Origin of the sequence: Myroides injenensis M09-0166 (genome assembly GCF_000246945.1) — a bacterium.
Taxonomy (GTDB): domain Bacteria; phylum Bacteroidota; class Bacteroidia; order Flavobacteriales; family Flavobacteriaceae; genus Flavobacterium; species Flavobacterium injenense.
In genome coordinates, this window is sequence record NZ_BAEX01000070.1 from 1 (window position 1) to 19,155 (window position 19,155).

Below are 19,155 nucleotides of genomic sequence, written 5' to 3' on the forward strand. Positions count from 1 at the left end.
ACACGTAGTATAAGAATATTCATTAAGCCATTACGCTTGTTTATTCTTATTGATTTCGTCTTGAAGTTGGCGTCTTATTTTTTGCTCTCTTTCTAAAGACATTCTTCTTACTTCTTCTAATTCATGCTCTGTTTCAGTTAATTTCTTTAAAGCATCTTTTGTATCAGTATGACTCTTTTTAAAGCGGAAAAAGACAATAGCTAAGGTCAAGAGTAAAATACCTATAATTGACCAGACAATAGTCTGAAATGTACTTTTGTGAGTTCCGATACCGAAAACCTCCAAGTTGTTCTCTCTTTCAAGAGCTTGATTTAATGCAACCTCACTTGTATTCAATTTAGTAGTTAATGAATCTAAGGTAGCTTTTGTGTCTTGGAATAGTTTATTATTATTATTTATTGTAGAATGAAGTTGGCTTATCGAATCTCGTACATTTTTTTGTAAAATATCTAATTGATTTTTAGAGACCACCTTATAGGTTTGATAGCTATTAGATTCCTGGATCATCTTTGTGAACTGGTCATCTATTGTGTTTTTATTGCTTTGTGCAAATGATATTGATATAAATGATAGTAAGGCAGCGGTTAGAATAATTGGTTTTTTCATCAAATAATTTTTTCCTTTTATATGTTAAATTGCTAATATAGATTATAATATATAATCTTACTAATAATGGTGTATTTTACTTCTGTTTTTTTTAAATTAATAGAATAATAGGCAGGTTCCTAATCATTAAGTATTCTAAATACTACTTGTTTTATAAAATAGATAATCTAATAAAATAAGCTTCTAAATACTGATTTAGAAGCTTATTTATGTGTCCTTTAGCGTAATGTTATACAAATTTTATTACAAGGCTTTATACTGTATTTTTTTAAACGATAAAAAAGTAATTATAAAAACGTTTAAATCTTAATAATGTCTATATAATAGAATCTATGACAGTATATAATTACGCTGCAGGGGGATAAACTAACTATTAAAGTACAAATATTTAACCTCTTGTTAACCAACCTCTTTTGTTTGCAGTTGCTATTGCATAAGGAGTAATCCAAAAAAGAGTGAAGGTGTAAAATATACTGTATGGGTAAGCCCAGAATGACTCAACTATTGTATACTTTTTAGAATAGAACAGAACTTGTATACTCGAAAATATAAATATACTTACAAGAGTAGAACTAATAAAAAGTATAGGATGTGTCAAAATAAAGGCTAGCATTAACAAAGTTACTGGATAAGCCATGATTACTTTGATCCATTGATTAATTAATAATATTCTCGGTCCTATTGTTGATTCCTTTCTAAATTTTGTAAAAGCAAACTTAGACATCATAATGTTTTCTCTCACATTACTTCTTTCCCAACGAATAAACATTTTGTATAGATTCTTGAATTTCTCAGGTGTGTTGGTTAATACATGAGCATTTTGTTGAAATAAAACATGATAACCTTGTTTTAGAATCATATTTGTCATTGCTCTATCTTCACCAATATCAGAAGGTTGTCCCATGAAAGTTTGGTTAATCCACTCTTCTAAACAGTTCATTACTGCAGTTCTTCTATAAGCTGCTAAAGCTCCAGGAGTACAAAGTACTGAACCAAGTACACTTTGTGCAGAACGTATAAATTCAAAGCTAAATACAAAACTCACATTAAGCATTTTTGGAATCATACCGTCTTTGGTATTTAAAACCTTAACGTTTCCACCAACTGCACCACATTTCTTATTTAATATAAATGGACTTACTAAGTTTCTTAAAGTATCTTTTTTGACAATTGAGTCACTATCTACTGTAACGAATACTTCTCCATTTCCAATATTAAAACCTCTGTATAAGGCATGTCTTTTTCCTTTGTTTTTAGGTTGTTGGTATATTTCTATTCTATCACCCAATTCTTCTTTTGCTTTTAACATCCATTGCCATGTGTCATCTTTACTTCCATCATCAATAGATATAATTTGCAATTTGGAAGCTGGGTAGTTACTATCTACCAAACTATGCAAAGTTTGCCAAACTAATTTACCTTCATTATAAGCAGGAACAATTACTGTACAAATAGGTAACTGATTGTCAGAAACAGATTTGATAGGTTTATATTTTATATATAAAACAATAATGAAAAGTAAAAACAATATTTGCGTTGCAAATAATACAAAAGTCATATTAAGTATTGCTGATCCCCAAATTGTTTTTATTCTGTCATCATGAAGTTTTTGAAAATAGGGTTGAAGTTCTACTACTAGAAAGGCAGCACTAGCCATCGCAACAAAAGTTGCTAATAGAACTAAATAATCTCTTTTTCTCAAGGTTAGTTTAGAAAAAGTTTTCTTAAAACTATTTTCAAAACTAACTTTAGTTTCTGTCTGGTTTTGAATTGTTTTATCTGCTTGCATGTTTTTAAATGTTTTAGTTAGTCAATCCTTTTCACTTAATCAATTTCATTGTTTTTCTAACTTTTTATTTGTGTTCGATTGAATAACACAAATAGCGTAAGTCAAATTTATTAGGGTATTAATTACAATTCAATTAGTATGCCACTTGTATTTACTGGGGTTAAGCGCTGTTTTGTAATAAAAAAAGCAACAATGTGTAGAAATGCACAACACTTTTTGAGGGGATATGTTCCTCATCATTTTTATTTGATAATTATACCTTTTCAATTTCGTATAATATAAAAGGTCATTAGTTTTTAGAACTAATGACCTTTTATGATGTATGGAGTAAATTGTAGCTTATTTTATTTGTGATGATAGATTTTAAAAACTATATGCTCAATTGAGCATAAACTCTGTAGGACTATTTTATTTTATTGAGTTTTTATACTTAAAAAATAACTTTTTTATATAGTTTCAACAATTCTTATTACTTCTATTACTATGGTATAATGGGATAATCATAAAGATAATTTATATAAGCGTGTTGGGCGATATTTATTATCTATAGATAATATTTTCTCAGTATTTCCATCTTTATCTAAAGAGTATAATCCATTAAATTTTCCTTTTGACGAGTTAGGTACAGCAATAAAAAGTTTTTCATCTATTATCGAAAAAACATTAATTCTGGAAGAGGGATTAGACGTAGGAATATCTAGTTTTCTAAATTTATCAGGTGCGTATGGATCTATTTCATAATAAGCCATTTCTAATTCATTTTTAGTAGAGCTATCTTCACTAGAATCAAATCTATAAGGATCTTGCGAAATATGTAGATAAATTTTTCCATTATAAGATATCATCGACTGAGCGATTCTTTCAGAGCCAAACTGTTTTTCAATATCAATTACCCACTCTAAATCAAATTCTGTACTTTCTTTTTTAATGCGAAAAACTTTTGAGGGTTTATGCTTATAGAATTGATTCCATCCCCACGATCCAAAATATAAGTTCCCTTCTATATCTTTTGTGGTTGAATGGTTTTCAGAAACGAAGAAGCTCACTGTTTGGGCATAAGGATAACTAATAATTTTTTCAAATGATAGAGTAGGAATATCAATAACTGCTAAATAGAAGTTTTCTTCTTGTTCGCTAATTAAATTAAAACTTGCTTTTTCTAAAAAAACAATACTAACAAATAATTTATCTTCTTTGAAATCAATCACTAATGAACCAGTACGAACAAGATTATTACCATAATCATCAGTAAATATAGCACTTGGTCTAAATTGTTCAATAAAAGGTTTTAAGTCAATTTTACCTTTTAGTTGCATAGTAGTAGGATTGAAAATTTGTATCGTTTGCGGTCCTATAGCTTCATTATAGAAAAAACCAAGATTTTCATCTACAATACTTAATTTACGTGAAGGAAATAGATTATCCTTACCTATATTTAGTTCATTATCGATAAATAGTCTATTGCTAGAATTTAGTGTCAGTCTGAATAGACCAGGAGTAGAGGAATATCCTTTCTTATCTTTAGCCATACTAAAGATAAAATTTTTAAACGAGTGATGTCCTGATGAAGTTGAAGGATCAGAATTAATAAAAAGATTATTACTTTTTATTAAATCATATTGTTTGTCTTTTTCTATATCATTTAAATTAAATGTAAAAAAACGTGTTATATCTGGAGTTGATGCATCTTCAGTTGCTAATACATAATTATAGTTATTATAATCAGTTTTATTATCAGTATTCTCATCCTCCAAATTATTCAAAGTACATGAAGTCAATAAAGAAAAGATAAGAATGAAATAGAAATAGTGTGTTTTGTAGCTCATTTCTTTAGAAGTTATATGTTACTTTTACTCTGAAATTACGTCCTGGACTCTGCATTTTAAACTCATTAAATATTTCTTCATTGAAAATATTTTTTAATTCAGCACTTATTGAGAGTGTTTGACTTTCAAAATCTTTAGAGAAAGTCACTCCAGTTGTATTTAAATGTTGAACAGGTATAATACGAGAAGTATTAATTTTAGAATTTCCCCACAAACCTAAAAAACCATCAGGTTCAAATTGCTTTTCAATAAAATCTAAATAATATTGATGTACATATGAATAATTCCAATATAAAGTAAAATTGTTTTTAGTAGCCAATAAGTCTTTAAAATTATAAGATGCACTTAGATTTCCATAATAAAAAGGCATATTGGCAATACGAGCTTTTTTGAAATGCTGATTGTTTATTAAATTATCTTTAGAAGATTCTAACCTAAAGTCATTCCAAGTTAGATTTCCAGTTATAAGTAAATTATTCAAAGGTTTATATACTGCTTCGAACTCTACTCCAAAGCCTTTTACATGATCAAGATTAAAGAACTTAGCTTGATACTGGTTTAAATCTTTCAGGCGTATTAGTTCTTTTGTATCTCTATAATATGTATTCAACTCTAAAGTAAGTTTATCAACATGATAAGTATAACCTAGGTTGAAATTATTACTTTTTTCAGGATTCAAATCATAATTGGCAACGATAAAATTATTATCACCAAATAGTTCATCTTGGTCAGGTAATCTATAAGTGTTTTCGTAAGAAACTCTAAGATAATTATTATCATCAATATTATATTTAAATGCTTGAGAAAAGCTAAAGCCAGATTTACTAATATCTTTTGTTGCAATGATAGTTGCTGTAGGATCTTCACTTGATTGATAATTACCTGAGAGGTTCCCAAGTAAATATTTTATCTGAGTATTTGCCTCTAATCTTCCCTCTAAAAATGTACTATTAAGTGCTAAAGTTGTAATTAATTTATTATACTTTGTACCATTATTATTTATCTCATCAAGGTTTGATTGTCGTTTATAATTATTATAAACAATGTTGCTTTCTAATTGATAATGATCATTAATTAGAAAGTTTAAGTTTGTTCTAGAAGTTATTTGTTTTAGTGTATTCTTTAAATAGCCATTCTTTAAAATTAAATTGCCCATTTCAGAGGCAGAAGAAGTTTGATGAACTTGACCTTTCCAATCATAAAATTCATTTCTTGCTTTATCAAATAGTTCATAGTCAATTTTACTATAAACTAAAAATTGGCTAATACTAAGATGGTTATCTAAAAAAGACTTTTTGTACTTTAATGAAGGGATAAAAGCTCCTTTCTCCTTTCTATATACCTTTCCAAAGGCACGAGCTCTAGAATAAGGGTCATTTTGAATATCTTTAGTAAGTTCAAAAGAATTGAATTTAAATTCAATTAAATCAGCCCAATTAAAGTCTTGTCCTTGTATGTAGAATTCAACAGAACCTTGTTCAAAAGTATTATGAAAAAGCCTTTCTCTTATATATAAGGTTTTTCCTGTATCTTGATCTAAGTAAGGAAGCTTATTTACTTTGTAGTTGTTTTTTGAATAATTATAAAAACTATTTGTACCTAGATGCCAATTTTTATTAACCTTTATAGTTGCATTTAGGGTTGCTATATTAGTATTGTATGATCCAAACTCATATGAAACAGACCCACCAGTATTAGAATTAGTTGAAGGAATAATATTAATTGCACTTCCTAGAGCATCCACGCCAATCTTTGTAGGTAAAACTCCTTTATATACCTCAATTCTTCCCACCATATTAGTAGGTATTTTTGTCAAGCCATAACTTGAACCCAAATAATCTATAGGAACATTATCATATAAAAACTTTACAGCATTTCCAGTAAAACCACCTACAATGATATTACTTGTAGAGCCAAGTCCACCTATATTTCGAATTTTAACACCTGGAGCTCTATTTACCAATTCTTCGATTGAATTTGCCTTTAATGCATTATTTTCAATATCAATAATATCGGCTTTTATCGCATTGTTTTTTAAACTTTCACTTATAGTTTTTGTCTGGATTAAAATATTTTCTAGTAAAATATTTTCATCTATAATATCTAAAGAAATATTGTGAAGATTGGTTTTAGTAAAAGCTATTACCTTAGAAGGAAGTTTATTCCCTTGATATACTATATAAAAAGTATAATGGTCATTATAGGGTATAGAGGTAAATGTAAACTCACCATTTAAATTAGTATGTGTTGAAATATTTAATTCTTCAAGATGTACTTCTATATTTTCTATATTATTGAGCTCGCCATTGAGCATATTATTAATTGTTCCTTTAATCTCTATACTATTTTGGGCTATCAGTATCAAGGGAAAAAATAACAATATACATAGGTATGATAGTTTCATATATTCTTATTATTGATAAAAACTTTAGGTTCATTATCCCAATATTGATCTTTATTATTAGTTAGTAATATTTTAGCTGAATTATTGTCTGCATGAAATTTTACTTCTAATAATAAGGTAGTGTAGTTTTGATACTTATAAACCTCTATTATTTTGGCGGTTAATCCAAAATTAAATGGTGGACTAGATAAGGATATTTGATTAATAACAATGTTTTGATTTTGTTTGTCAAAGGACCAATTCCAATATTTGCCGTCTTCTGGTTTATTCTTTTTCTTTTTGGGAACAATAAATGTAAATTCATCATTGTTTTTAAAATCATAGCGAACAATGCCTTGATTCATATGAAAACTAGAAAATTTATTTAGTGAATCAGTTGGTATTTCTTGAAAATACAGTTCACTTACTCTCCATTGTCCAAGTAAATCTTTTGACTGTAGAGTAGTGTTTGATTGTGCATTCATAAAAGGCATTGACACAAAAAGTGTCAATGCTATTATTACTATTTTAGAAAGTAGTTTCATTTATCTATTCTTTTTTACCAGTTTCCAGAATGTCTTTTAAATTGGCAGTTAAAGCGTCATCATTATCAAATTTTTCAACTGTATCATAAAATATTTTACTTTTGGTAAAGATTCTTTTTTCATTTGTACCTTTATCATCGGAGAAAGTGAATTCTAATTTAGTGTCGTCTATCTTAGCTATTTTAATACTAAATCTTAAATCATTACCCATCATACCTTCAGTAAAATAGTTTGTTGTGAAACTATTTTCTTTTTCATTATATTGCCATGTGTCATTTTTTGCACCAACAATTCCCATGGGGAAAGTATACTTTAGAAGAGATTTACCATCTTTTAAAAAACTAAAGGCAAGCATTGATTTTGCTCTATCAGCTTGTGAAGGTTGATCAGTGAAATTACCTTGAAACACTTTTTGACCTTTTTCTAAAATCCATGTATTATTTTCTAACATATATTTTAGCGATTTAGGTTGATTGAATAGCTCACATGAGAAATCGTCTCCATTCGGTAGAGTTACTTTAGGAAGTGTTTTATTATCTACTGTTCCTTTTACTAATTTATAATCCGCTTCAGAACCATTTGCTAATTTTGCACTAAATGTCATAGAGTATAAACCGCCAACTTCTGTAATTTTCACATTTGTAGGCTTGATTCCAAAGTTATAAGGGGGACTAGAAGGATTGATTTGATTTATTTCAAATCCTTTTTCATCTCCTTTCCATTCCCAATATTTTTTTGCGGTAGGATCAAAAGAGCTACCTTCACCAGTTATAAAAACAAAAGTTTTATCTTTCGTGAAATTGTAACCGACAATACCTTCAATCATGCAACCATCATTGGCGGGAATTCCTGTTTCTACAAATTTTGTAAATTTTACTGTCTCAACCTTCCAAGTTCCTATTAATGGATTTTCTGGAACTACTGGAGTTGGGTTTTCTATAGAATTGTCATCACTTGAACATGATGTACTAATCAATGGCAGAATAGCCAAACAGAATAATAATATTTTTTTCATAAATGTGTTATTATATATTTTTCAAAGATATTCTTTATTTAGATTTATTTAAAATAATAAAACACTTATTATTAGAAGTTTATCTTCTAAAGAAAATATATAATGACATTATGATAGGTATTTTAGAGTCATTAATTGTCTTAAAGTATAATAATCAAATAATTCTCAAGCAATTACACGAAATATTTACCTTCATTTATTTGGATGTGTATCTTTCATTTTTAGACTTAAGAAAACAGCAACTAATAATAAAAGAATGGTAATTGCTAATACAGTAGCAAATGCTATTGTAAAGTTTGATTTTCTAGCAATAATGAAAAATATACTACCTAAAGAAGCAACTCCAAAGGCTGATCCTGTCTGTAAAGAACAATTAATAAGCCCAGAGGCAAGTCCTGCAAATTCTTGAGGAATTCCTAATAAAGTAAGACGTACAACAGAGGCGAGGGTTAGTCCCATTCCTGATCCAGCCAAAAATAAACCAAGCTTAAAGACTATTGGAAGTTTGTAAAACAAGTCTAAAATAATACACACGAAACCTAATGAATAAATTAAGAGTCCAATAGCCAAAGCTTTGTTTTTTAAAAATTTGTTTATTATTGAAGAGGATAGTGACATTAATAAAAAACCAAAACCAAAAGGTATTATAGCTTTTCCAGCCTCCATTGCAGTCCATTTTAATTCTTCTTGTAGATATATTCCTAGAGCTAGATAAAAGATTCCACTACAGTAGTATAAGAATGCAATTATAACCCCTAATCTTAAATTTTTGAATTTAAAAATACTAAAATTGATAAGAATACTTTTATTTTCATTTCTTCTTTTATTCTCTAACTTAACAAAGAGATAAAGTAAAATGACAGCTATTACTAAATAGATTGCAGTACTTAGCGAGAACCCTTTATCTCCGATACTTGTTAATGGATATATAAAAGCAACTAAGCCCATACTCATTAACAATGTTCCTAAATAATCAATTGTTATGTTTTCAGTTTTTTCTTTGTTAGGTAGAGCAATTAATGCCCCGATAAGTGCAATGATTCCAATAGGTAAATTAATTAAGAAAATTATACGCCATCCAAGATTAAAAAGATTTAACTCTATTAATAAAGCTCCTAAATATTGTCCTAAGGCTGCTGCTATACCAAAAGTAAAACTATAAAGCGCCATCACTTTTCTTTTTTGATTATCGTCAAATAATAGATGAATGATTGCTAAAACTTGAGGAATCATTACTGCTCCAAAAACTCCTTGAAGAATACGTCCAACGATCATAACAGTAGCATTTGGCGAAATACCACATAATACGGAGGAACTTACAAAACCAATTAATCCAATACAGAACATTTTTTTTCTTCCGTATAAATCTCCAAATCGTCCTCCAGATATTTGAAATACAGCATAAGCACAAGTGTAGAAAGATACAATCATTTGCAGTTGTCCACTACTTGCTTTCAAACCTTGTTGCATAGGGGTAAGGGCAAGGTTGACAATATAAAAATCGAGAGGGGATAATATTGTTGCTATTAGTAAAATTCCTAAGGCAAACCATTTATTCTTAAATATTGTATATAGACTCATAATGTTGTTTTATTTTGTAACAACAAAATTCCTTATAATACATAAATCTATTATAACGCAAGGAGTTATATAACAAACGTAAGAAAGATTATTTATACTAAATATAGATTGTTTAGTAGTATAGCTATCAGTATTTAATTTTTAAACTTCGCTTTTGCTAAATGCTGTAGTTCCTATACTAGCCAAGACTACACAAAGGATAGATAGATATTGTAATAGGGTTAGATGTTCGCTTAAAAATAATAAACCAGATAATGCTCCAAATGCTGGCTGTAAACTTGTAAGAATACTAAAAGCCTTGGCAGGTAAATTTTTAAGCGCTAATAAGTCTAAACTAAATGGCAAAGCACTAGACAATACAGCCACTAATAGGCCTAATAAAAAAGTATTGATACTTAAGTTTTCTAAACCACCTGAGAAAAGAGCAATTGGCACAACTATAATTGTAGCGAATACTAAGCCCACTGATACAGCGTCATTAGTATTCATAACCTTCGAAACTTTGCTTCCCATTAAGATATAGCAAGCCCAGAATATCCCCGCTGAAAAAGCGAATGCTAGTCCAAGAATATCTATATCATTTGTTTTCCATGGAACAATTAATAATATCCCTAATGCTGCTAGTAAAGCCCATAAGATATCTAAAAGCTTTCGTGAGAGCGCTAACGCCAAAACTAATGGTCCAATAAATTCAATTGTAACTGCAAGTCCAAGAGGGATTCTTTGAATCGCTAAATAAAAAAGGGTGTTCATTAAAGCAATAGAACTGCCATATAAGAAACAGTAGAACCACTCCTGTTTTGTAAATTTAGATATTTTCGGTCTATTTATAATATTTAGTAGGACAGCTGAAAGACCAATTCTTAAAGACGTAGTTCCTGTTGCTCCCAAAATAGGGAATAACTTTTTTGCTACAGAAGCACCTCCTTGAACACAGATCATCGATACTAAGGCGGACATTATAGCAGTTGCTTTAGGTGTTCTTTTCATAATAAACTTTAGCGAGGTCTGGTTTAGGTTAATAATTTTTCTCCTACAGAAATATATAGTTGGAATTCAAATCTAATGTATTTACTCATAAAAACAAATAGTCTTTTGTGTTACCTTTTCAAATTATATCTTTTTAAAACAACAGACCTTCTTTAATGAAAAAGAAGGTCTATTGTATAAAATGTTAATTAGTAAGTAAAATTATTTATAAGCTTTTAATATATCGTTAATTACAATATTAAAAGAGGTTAGCCCTGACCCAGATAAGAACCATGCATCAGGAGTAAGATAGATAACTTTATTATTTTTAAAAGCGTTAGTGCGGTTTAAAATAGGATTGCTAATATCGGTAGATTGATTAGTATTATTCATAATTGCATCTCTGTCAATCACAAACAAAATATCAGGATTATTTTCTAATATAAATTCACTGTTAATAGCATGACCGTGATTACTCGCAACATCTATTTCAATATTATCAGCAGAATTCTTTACACCGAAATCATTGAAAACAAAACCGTATTTTGTTTTTTCATTATATAATCTGAATGCTCCCTCTGTATGTATTATGAACATCGCTTTTAAATCACTTTTAGCAATAATCTCTTTAGCATTTTCTACATCCTCATCAAGTTTTTTAATTAATTCCGCTGCTTTTTCTTCTACATCAAATATTTTAGCAGTTAACAATAGATTTTCTCTAATTGATTTAACGTAATTTTCTCCTTTCTCAGGAACTCCAAATACTAATGTTGGTCCAATTTTAATCATCTCAGTAAAGTCATGTGGAAAGACATTATCCATTATAATTAAATCTGGAGCTAATCTACTTATAGCATCAAAGTTTGGTTTAAAAACTGCTCCTACATCTACGATAGACTTGTCATCAACATATTTTTGCAAATAACTTGGGCTATATGCTTTAGCCATTCCTTGAAATGGAACTCCTAATTCTATCAAGTTTTCCATTGTCCCGCGTTCTAATACAGCGGTAGTTTTAGGATGTAATGGGATCTCCACAGTACGGTTATGATTTTCTACAGAGATATATTCATAAGTGTCATTTTTCTCTTGCGTTTTGCAACCTATAAGCCCTACTAATACGATTGCCGATATAATTATGTTCTTTTTCATAGTATTTGGTATGATTAATTTAATTACTTAATAATTTTGTCTAGTTTAAAGTATGTTATTTCTTTTTCTTTTTTCTTCTTCCCCACCAAACTAGAAATCCTGTAATAGGTAGTGTTGTAGCAACTAATCCAGAAATAAAAGTAGAAAGTTTACCAATTTGTCCCCACCATTGTCCCATATGAATTTGCCACACAAGATTATCTACTTTATCAAAAATTCTTTGTTTTTCACTAGTGTTGACTAACTCGCCTGTAAATTTGTCGAAATATAGCGCTTGTTTTCCTTCTTCACTTTTTAAACCAGCATTGTAGCCTAAGAAAAAGGGATAAATACTTACATTCTTATGATTGTAAGACCATATTCTAATAATATTCATTTCTGGATATTTATTAAATGATTGGTTAATCATCTCATTTGTGTCAAATAAGGGTAATGTAGCATATTGGTCTTTATCTACAGGATAATCTTGTAACGTATAGAACCAGTTTTTTCCCTCACCACCAAAAGCATTTACAGTTAAATTCATTAAAGGGTTAAAGAAAATTAATAAACCAGTTGTGCCTAGTAGAAAACAAAGTATAGATGTATAGAACCCAAATACATTATGGAGATCGTAATTTAAACGCTTAAACTTGGCTTTCCATTTAATTTTGAAACTATTATTAATATTGGTTTTTGTCCATTTTTTAGGCCACCATAATATTAATCCAGTAATTGTACTTATAACAAAGATTATTGTTGCTATTGCTACTATCCAACCGCCTATTGATCCCATAAGTAAATTAGAATGTAAGTGTGCCATTATGTAAAAAAATCCTATTGTTGTATCTTGAGTTAAGATATCACCAGTATAGGGATTCATATATATAAATGTAAGTTGTCTTTTTTTGGGATCTACGGAGTTAATAACTAAACTTCTTTTAGGATCCTTGTGTACCACAATATAAGTACACATCTGTCCTGGAAAGTTCTCTTGATGGATAGCTGTGATTTCTTCTACTTTAAGTCTTTTTTCTTGAGGAGTGACATATAATGCTTTTTCCCCAGCAGACCATTCCATTATTTCGTCACCATAAACAATAATAGTTCCTGTTAGAGAGACAAAGACTACAATAATTCCAGCCACTATACTTGGCCATAAATGTAACCAAGCATTTAATTTTGAGAGAGTAGACTTACCTTTTTTCTTCATTTTTGAATTAAAGTGTTTTAATTAACCTAAAACGATAGTATGAATCTGTGAAATAGTTTATTTAGATTTAATACACGTTAGTTTTAATTGCGAAAATAATTGTATTTTCGAGCTATTATCTACGCAAAAAGTATTTAAAAATCTACGAATTATGAATGAATTACATCGACATTATAAAGAGTTACAAAAAAGCTTACCGCAAAAGGTGGAATGGGCGAGCCATAATTCGTATAAAGAATGTGTAGGTCAGTTTAATTTTGAAAATATTCCTATTAAGCAAAAATTTATTGAGCATCCCAATTTTATTATCTCTTATGGTGAATGGTCAATATCTAAACCTATTAGTATTCCAATAGAATCAAATAAACCAACTTTCAAATTACAGTTCGAGCTTGAAGGATATTCTTCTTATCAAAGTAATACAGTGGATGTAGAAATTCCACAGGACTATTTTAATTTTATGTACGTATGTCCTGTAAATGGGAAATTACATTATAAGAAGAATAGAAGGGTACTTGAAATTCTATTAGATATAGATTACTTCGTAAAAATAATAGGAAAGAAGTTACCGTTTTATACCACGTATGTAAATCTTATAAAAGAAAATAAGTCTTTTGTTTTATTTGAAAAGCCTAAGCAAATGACAAGTGAAATAAATAAACTTTTATTAGATCTGTTACACAATGATATCGTATTAAGTTTAAAGAGTTTTTATATTGAACAAAAAGTGCTAGAATTACTTTTATTAACGATGAATATAAAATTAGCGAAAGAAGATTCCAAGTTATATAGTTCTCATTCTCTAACAGATGAAGATAAAATATTAAGTATTAAAGCCTGGATTGACCAAAATTTTTTAAAAGATATTAATGTAAAGAGTATTTGTCAACAGTTTTATATTAATGAATATAAATTAAAAAATAATTTTAAGCGACATCATAATATCTCAATTATTAAATATATAAAAGAATTGCGATTTAATTATGCATATAAACTTTTGGAAACTGGTAAGTACTCTGTGAATGAAGTAGCTAATATATTGCATTATGAATACCCTCAACATTTTACTATTGCTTTTAAAAAGAGATTTAATATAACACCTTCTAAAATAGCTAAAGTAAATTAATAAATTTCCGTTAGCCACTTATACTTTAGATATGTCAATAAGAATAGTGAGATTGCAATTTGTTTTTGATATTTAGGTATTTGTATGTTTACTTTGCTTAATAAAATATTTAAATAATAAAATTATCTATGATAAGTTTTATAGAAAAACTTTCTGTGGGAGAAGTACTCTTTTTTGCTCTAACCATTAATATAATACTTTATATTTTTTCGATAGGCTTTCATAGAATATGTACTTTATTAAGCACTTCTAAACAAATACAGGAAGAAGATCAACATATTGAAAAAAGAGATATATTACTTTCATTTGTAACAATTATATGTAATAGCTTTATTTTTGTAATTGGCTATTTTTTATGGAGTAGTGGTTTCATTAGCGTTAGTGAAGGAAGTACCATTAGCACAGTTTTTATAGAAGTAATTATGTTGATTATAGCTATGGATTTTAGTATGTATATTTTCCATAGGTTAGCACATTTACCTTTTATTTATCGATTTGTACATGGACGACATCACGAACATGAAAGTGTGAATTATTTGAGTTTATTTGTCCTACATCCATTGGAGTCATTAGGTTTTGGATTTATATTTCTACTTATTTTATTAATCTATCCTTTTGATGTTTTATCTTTTAGTATTTATCTCTTTCTGAATTTATTATGGGGAACAATAGGTCATTTGAATAAAGAAATTATTACAAATGGGATTTTTAAATTCTTAAAAAGTAATTTTCTAGGTCTTACTTTATTTCACAACCAGCATCATTTATATCCTAATTGTAATTATGGTTTTTATACTTTATTCTGGGATAAGCTTTTTGGTACGTACAAAAAGTAGCAGGTGTATTTACAAAATTTATTTTTTCTATTTGTTAAAATAGTGTTTTCATTAAATTCTTATATTGTGAATTATTGTATTTTTAATTCATTAATTTAAATTAAAAATACACATTATTGTGAAATATATTCTCATTGTGTGACTTATTGCTTTTAAGTAGTCTTAAGTATAGAAATAAAAAAAATGCTATGAGAAATTATTTTGCTGAGTTCTTTGGAACTTTTTGGTTAGTTTTTGGAGGTTGTGGTAGTGCATTATACGCTGCTGGTATACCAGGAGTAGGAATTGGTTATCTGGGTGTTGCGTTAGCGTTTGGGTTAACTGTTTTAACTATGGCTTATGCAGTAGGACACATCTCTGGAGGACATTTTAATCCAGCAGTATCTGTTGGTTTATTTGTTAGCGGTCGCTTTTCAGGAAAAGAACTGTTACCTTATATTGTTTCGCAAATTTTGGGAGCAGTAGGTGCAGCCTTAATGCTTTATCTAATTTTAATGGGTAGCGAGATTTGCTGTATTGATTCTAGTGCCCCTGGTGCTTTTGCTGCCAATGGATATGATAATTTATCACCTCAAGGATTTAGTATGGTTTCTGCTTTTATTACTGAATTCTTATTGACATGTTTCTTTATAATTATAATTCTAGGAGCAACAGATAAATATGCAAATGGAAAATTTGCAGGAATAGCAATTGGATTTGCATTAACATTAATCCATTTAATTTCTATTCCAATTACCAATACTTCAGTGAATCCAGCTAGATCTATTTCACAAGCAATTTTTGCTGGGGGAGAATATATCTCACAATTATGGTTATTCTGTACAGCGCCTATTTTAGGAGCAATTTTAGGAGGTATTATTTATAAATTTTTATTAGAGAAAAAGAAATAATTGCTATCAAATTAGTGATTGGTTTATGTTTGTTAAAGCTCAGGAGACTTCTTGGGCTTTTTTAGTTGAATAATTCCAAAATTAGTAATGATTCATTAGAAACTAAAATAAAATGTTGTTTATTAATATTTACTTAAATTTGTAATAATTACTTATAATCGGTAGTTATAAAAAAGAGAAGAGTATTAGAATTAAAAATTGCGCATTTTTATTAATTAGAAAAAGAAGTATGAAGAAGTTTTTTACACTATTGTTTATAGGAGGTAGCGTTTTTGCTCAAGAAAATAGTAAAATAGAATCGCAATCTTGTCAAAAAACAACAGAAATTACTAATAGTTTAGAGTATTGTGTGTATACATGTATAGAGAATGACAGTTTGAATATTGATAAGAAATTATCTATATATCCTAATTGGTTTACAAGTATGCATAAAGAATTGGAGTTAATTAACAATACCGATAGTCTTATTGATAAATATGCTTACGCAAATAAAGCTGGGGATTATGTTTTATCTACAATTTATAAAGATAATCAATTGTGGGAAGGAGTTGATTACGAGGTAAGTTCAGAAAACCAAAAAGAAGACACCTTTGTAATATATAAGAACGGTTTACCAGATTATCGTTATACTTTTTCTGCGGATTATACTAACTATGCTTATTTGAATGCTTTAGCGGATAATAATAGAGAGATTATAGATGCATATTATGATCTAAATGGAGAGTCCTACTTGCCAGTAAAAGAGTCCTACTCTAACGGTAGATGGATTAATTGGCATAATGAGATTAAAGAAATATAAAAAGTTAGATAATAATATTTTTTTGTTAGAAGATAATGAAGGAAAAGATAGAATTATTATTACTGTTGATTTAGAGGATAGTGTGGAGTATTTTTTATTGGATAAAAAAGGTGGAATAATGAATCTTTATAATCTTATTTCTTTTAAAGATGGGCAACAAGAACAAGTTGTTAATCGTGCTTCTATTACAAATATTGGTTTTGATCAAAAAAGAATTACAACGAAAACTCCTAATGGTACAGGTATTTGGGATGCATATTTTGAAGATTATCGATTGAATAAATGGGCAGAGCCTAATCAATATTTATATAACTATAAGCGTTTATCAGATAGGAAAGATATTCATGCAAGGGTAGTGGTAGATAATAAAGTAGATAAAGAGTCATTGTTTTTTAAGTTATTGTTGAGTATTGCTCATAATCCTGAGCTTTTTAGAATAGATGTTAATTTGAATGATTTTGAATATAACCAATTATTAGCAAACCAATTAATGCCTCTTGCTGCTGGAAAGAAAGAAAGATTTAGAAGGGAATAAGAATAATAGAGTTACATATCAATAGATATTAAATGGTGGTTTACTACAAGTAAATCACCATTTTTTATTAATTTAACTTTATGTAATGAATGTCATTTTGTACCTTTAGCTTGAAAAATTATATTTTATAAAATGACACACTTAGAAAAACTTTCTGAGATTCGTTTCTTAATGAAAGAGAAAGGAATTGATGGTTATATTATCCCTTCTTCAGATCCACATATTAGTGAATATCTACCTGATTTCTATAAATGTATTGCTTGGACATCTGGTTTTACGGGATCCGCTGGGACATTAGTTATTACTCAAGATTTTGCTGGTCTTTGGACAGATTCAAGATATTTTGTGCAAGCTAAAGAACAGCTTGAGAATACAGGTTTTGAATTGGTGAAATTAAAAGTACAACATGCTCCTGAATATGTAACTTGGCTAGGAGAAACACTACCAGAAGGTGCAATAGTAGCTTTTGATGGTAACTTGGCTTCTTTAGCAGTTGCTAATGCTGTGAATAGTATATTACTACCATTAGGGATAAAAGTTAATGGGCATGCAGATCTACTTGACCCTATTTGGAAAGGAAGACCTGCTTTACCTACTGAGAAAGCATATACTTTACCTACTACTATTACTGGTCAATCTACACCAGAGAAATTAAGCGCTGTAAGAAAAATACTAAAACAAAAAAGAGCGACTGCTCATTTAGTATCTTCTTTAGATGATTTAGCTTGGCTATTAAACATTCGAGGAACAGACGTTAAATGTAATCCAGTTACTTTAGGATTTGCTTTTATTAGTGATGATAAAGCAATTTTATTTATAGACAAAGTAAAATTAGATAAAGATACAGTAGCAGAGCTAAACTCATACGGTATTGAAATTCGTGAATACAATGAGGTAAGAGATTATTTAAAATCTTTAGCAAGTAACGAAGTTATTTTGTTAGATCCAAAGAAAACTTGTTTTGCAACGTATGATTCAGTTTCGAAAGAAGCTAAGATACTAGAGGATATGAATCCTTCTACACTTTTAAAGTCAATTAAAAATGAAGTAGAGATTGCACACGAACGCAATGCAATGATTAATGATGGTGTAGCTTTAACTAAATTCTTTAAATGGATTGAAGAAAATGTTCATTCAGGTAACTTAACAGAAATGAATATCGCAGATCATCTACGTGCTCTACGTGAGGAACAGCCTGGATTTAAAGATATTAGTTTTGATACTATAGCTGGTTATAAAGATCACGGTGCTCTGCCACATTATAAGGCAGAAGAACACAGTAATTATAAACTAGAACCAGAAGGTCTTTTATTAGTTGATTCAGGAGGTCAATATGAAACAGGCACAACTGATATTACACGTGTGATCTCACTTGGTAAGATGACTCAAGAAGAAAAAGAAGATTACACAATTGTCTTAAGAGGAACAATAGAGGGGTCTATGGCAATTTTTACAAAAGGTACCAGAGGCTATCAAATTGATGCAATAACAAGAAGACCAATATGGGCTACTATGCGTAATTATGGACATGGTACTGGACATGGTGTAGGGTTTTTCTTAAATGTGCATGAAGGTCCTCAGGTGTTCAATGGAACAGCAACAGATATTGCGATTGAGTCAGGAATGATTACATCTATTGAACCAGGATTATATAGAGAAGGAAAACATGGTATTAGAATTGAGAACTTAGTACTAGCAAGAGATATAGCTTCTAATCAATTTGGAGACTTTATGGATTTTGAAACTTTGACTGTGTGTTATATCGCTACAGATTTAGTAGATAAATCTTTACTTGAAAAAGTTCATATTGATTGGTTAAACAATTATAATGAATGGGTATATCAATTAATAAGCCCTAAATTAAACAAAGAAGAAGCTGAATGGTTAAGAAATAAAACCAAAGCAATA

General features: G+C 29.1%; 16 protein-coding genes. 6 read left to right on the forward strand and 10 right to left on the reverse strand.

Going from position 1 to position 19,155, the window contains the following annotated elements; translation table 11 throughout:
- Positions 1-30 precede the first annotated feature (30 nt).
- From RH98_RS11235 to RH98_RS11280, 10 genes are all read right to left on the reverse strand, one after another.
- Positions 31-606: an LPXTG cell wall anchor domain-containing protein gene (locus tag RH98_RS11235; protein WP_010254774.1), complete on the reverse strand. Its 576-nt coding sequence runs from the start codon at positions 604-606 to the stop codon at positions 31-33.
- 388 nt (positions 607-994) lie between these two features.
- Positions 995-2,395 (reverse strand): glycosyltransferase family 2 protein, encoded by a 1,401-nt coding sequence (locus RH98_RS11240; RefSeq protein ID WP_010254777.1) that lies wholly within the window; start codon positions 2,393-2,395, stop codon positions 995-997.
- Positions 2,396-2,895: 500 nt separating this feature from the next.
- Positions 2,896-4,221 (reverse strand): DUF4374 domain-containing protein, encoded by a 1,326-nt coding sequence (locus RH98_RS11245; protein WP_010254779.1) that lies wholly within the window; start codon positions 4,219-4,221, stop codon positions 2,896-2,898.
- Between the two features lie 4 nt (positions 4,222-4,225).
- Positions 4,226-6,625 carry a TonB-dependent receptor gene (locus RH98_RS11250; RefSeq protein WP_010254782.1) on the reverse strand — a complete coding sequence of 800 codons (2,400 nt, stop codon included), beginning with the start codon at positions 6,623-6,625 and terminating at the stop codon, positions 4,226-4,228.
- Positions 6,622-7,149: a hypothetical protein gene (locus RH98_RS11255; RefSeq protein ID WP_010254783.1), complete on the reverse strand. Its 528-nt coding sequence runs from the start codon at positions 7,147-7,149 to the stop codon at positions 6,622-6,624. Before RH98_RS11255 ends, RH98_RS11250 begins: the two co-directional genes overlap by 4 nt.
- A gap of 4 nt (positions 7,150-7,153) precedes the next feature.
- Positions 7,154-8,164, reverse strand: a complete 1,011-nt coding sequence (locus RH98_RS11260) for a hypothetical protein (protein ID WP_010254785.1) — start codon at positions 8,162-8,164, stop codon at positions 7,154-7,156.
- Between the two features lie 192 nt (positions 8,165-8,356).
- On the reverse strand, positions 8,357-9,745 hold the full coding sequence (locus RH98_RS11265; protein ID WP_010254787.1) for an MFS transporter: 1,389 nt from the start codon (positions 9,743-9,745) through the stop codon (positions 8,357-8,359).
- A gap of 141 nt (positions 9,746-9,886) precedes the next feature.
- Complete coding sequence (locus RH98_RS11270) at positions 9,887-10,735, reverse strand: EamA family transporter (protein ID WP_010254789.1); 849 nt, start codon at positions 10,733-10,735, stop codon at positions 9,887-9,889.
- Between the two features lie 201 nt (positions 10,736-10,936).
- Positions 10,937-11,869, reverse strand: coding sequence for a siderophore ABC transporter substrate-binding protein (locus RH98_RS11275; protein WP_010254791.1), 933 nt, complete (start codon positions 11,867-11,869; stop codon positions 10,937-10,939).
- Between the two features lie 55 nt (positions 11,870-11,924).
- Entirely contained in the window at positions 11,925-13,061 is a 1,137-nt protein-coding gene (locus RH98_RS11280) for a PepSY-associated TM helix domain-containing protein (protein ID WP_010254794.1), read from the reverse strand.
- Between the two features lie 151 nt (positions 13,062-13,212).
- Here RH98_RS11280 and RH98_RS11285 point away from each other — a divergent pair, with 151 nt between their 5' ends.
- From RH98_RS11285 to RH98_RS11310, 6 genes are all read left to right on the forward strand, one after another.
- The gene (locus RH98_RS11285; protein WP_010254796.1) at positions 13,213-14,187 is read left to right on the forward strand and encodes a helix-turn-helix domain-containing protein; all 975 of its coding nucleotides are present in this window, start codon (positions 13,213-13,215) and stop codon (positions 14,185-14,187) included.
- Positions 14,188-14,315: 128 nt separating this feature from the next.
- Positions 14,316-15,023, forward strand: a complete 708-nt coding sequence (locus tag RH98_RS11290; RefSeq protein WP_010254798.1) for a sterol desaturase family protein — start codon at positions 14,316-14,318, stop codon at positions 15,021-15,023.
- Positions 15,024-15,211: 188 nt separating this feature from the next.
- Positions 15,212-15,913 carry an aquaporin Z gene (aqpZ, locus tag RH98_RS11295; protein WP_010254799.1) on the forward strand — a complete coding sequence of 234 codons (702 nt, stop codon included), beginning with the start codon at positions 15,212-15,214 and terminating at the stop codon, positions 15,911-15,913.
- A 229-nt stretch (positions 15,914-16,142) separates the two neighbouring features.
- Positions 16,143-16,712, forward strand: coding sequence for a hypothetical protein (locus RH98_RS11300; protein ID WP_010254802.1), 570 nt, complete (start codon positions 16,143-16,145; stop codon positions 16,710-16,712).
- On the forward strand, positions 16,693-17,247 hold the full coding sequence (locus tag RH98_RS11305; RefSeq protein WP_010254804.1) for a hypothetical protein: 555 nt from the start codon (positions 16,693-16,695) through the stop codon (positions 17,245-17,247). Before RH98_RS11300 ends, RH98_RS11305 begins: the two co-directional genes overlap by 20 nt.
- A gap of 132 nt (positions 17,248-17,379) precedes the next feature.
- On the forward strand, positions 17,380-19,155 hold a 1,776-nt coding region (locus tag RH98_RS11310; RefSeq protein WP_010254806.1), incomplete at its 3' end, for an aminopeptidase P family protein.

Excerpts from the sequence above, each read along its gene's own strand:
- RH98_RS11300 (WP_010254802.1), top strand. The coding sequence starts at position 16,143 with ATGAAGAAGTTTTTTACACTATTGTTTATAGGAGGTAGCGTTTTTGCT.
- RH98_RS11235 (WP_010254774.1), bottom strand. The coding sequence starts at position 606 with ATGAAAAAACCAATTATTCTAACCGCTGCCTTACTATCATTTATATCA.
- aqpZ (WP_010254799.1), top strand. The coding sequence starts at position 15,212 with ATGAGAAATTATTTTGCTGAGTTCTTTGGAACTTTTTGGTTAGTTTTT.
- RH98_RS11270 (WP_010254789.1), bottom strand. The coding sequence starts at position 10,735 with ATGAAAAGAACACCTAAAGCAACTGCTATAATGTCCGCCTTAGTATCG.
- RH98_RS11290 (WP_010254798.1), top strand. The coding sequence starts at position 14,316 with ATGATAAGTTTTATAGAAAAACTTTCTGTGGGAGAAGTACTCTTTTTT.
- RH98_RS11285 (WP_010254796.1), top strand. The coding sequence starts at position 13,213 with ATGAATGAATTACATCGACATTATAAAGAGTTACAAAAAAGCTTACCG.
- RH98_RS11250 (WP_010254782.1), bottom strand. The coding sequence starts at position 6,625 with ATGAAACTATCATACCTATGTATATTGTTATTTTTTCCCTTGATACTG.
- RH98_RS11305 (WP_010254804.1), top strand. The coding sequence starts at position 16,693 with ATGAGATTAAAGAAATATAAAAAGTTAGATAATAATATTTTTTTGTTA.
- RH98_RS11265 (WP_010254787.1), bottom strand. The coding sequence starts at position 9,745 with ATGAGTCTATATACAATATTTAAGAATAAATGGTTTGCCTTAGGAATT.
- RH98_RS11240 (WP_010254777.1), bottom strand. The coding sequence starts at position 2,395 with ATGCAAGCAGATAAAACAATTCAAAACCAGACAGAAACTAAAGTTAGT.
- RH98_RS11245 (WP_010254779.1), bottom strand. The coding sequence starts at position 4,221 with ATGAGCTACAAAACACACTATTTCTATTTCATTCTTATCTTTTCTTTA.
- RH98_RS11275 (WP_010254791.1), bottom strand. The coding sequence starts at position 11,869 with ATGAAAAAGAACATAATTATATCGGCAATCGTATTAGTAGGGCTTATA.
- RH98_RS11255 (WP_010254783.1), bottom strand. The coding sequence starts at position 7,149 with ATGAAACTACTTTCTAAAATAGTAATAATAGCATTGACACTTTTTGTG.
- RH98_RS11260 (WP_010254785.1), bottom strand. The coding sequence starts at position 8,164 with ATGAAAAAAATATTATTATTCTGTTTGGCTATTCTGCCATTGATTAGT.
- RH98_RS11280 (WP_010254794.1), bottom strand. The coding sequence starts at position 13,061 with ATGAAGAAAAAAGGTAAGTCTACTCTCTCAAAATTAAATGCTTGGTTA.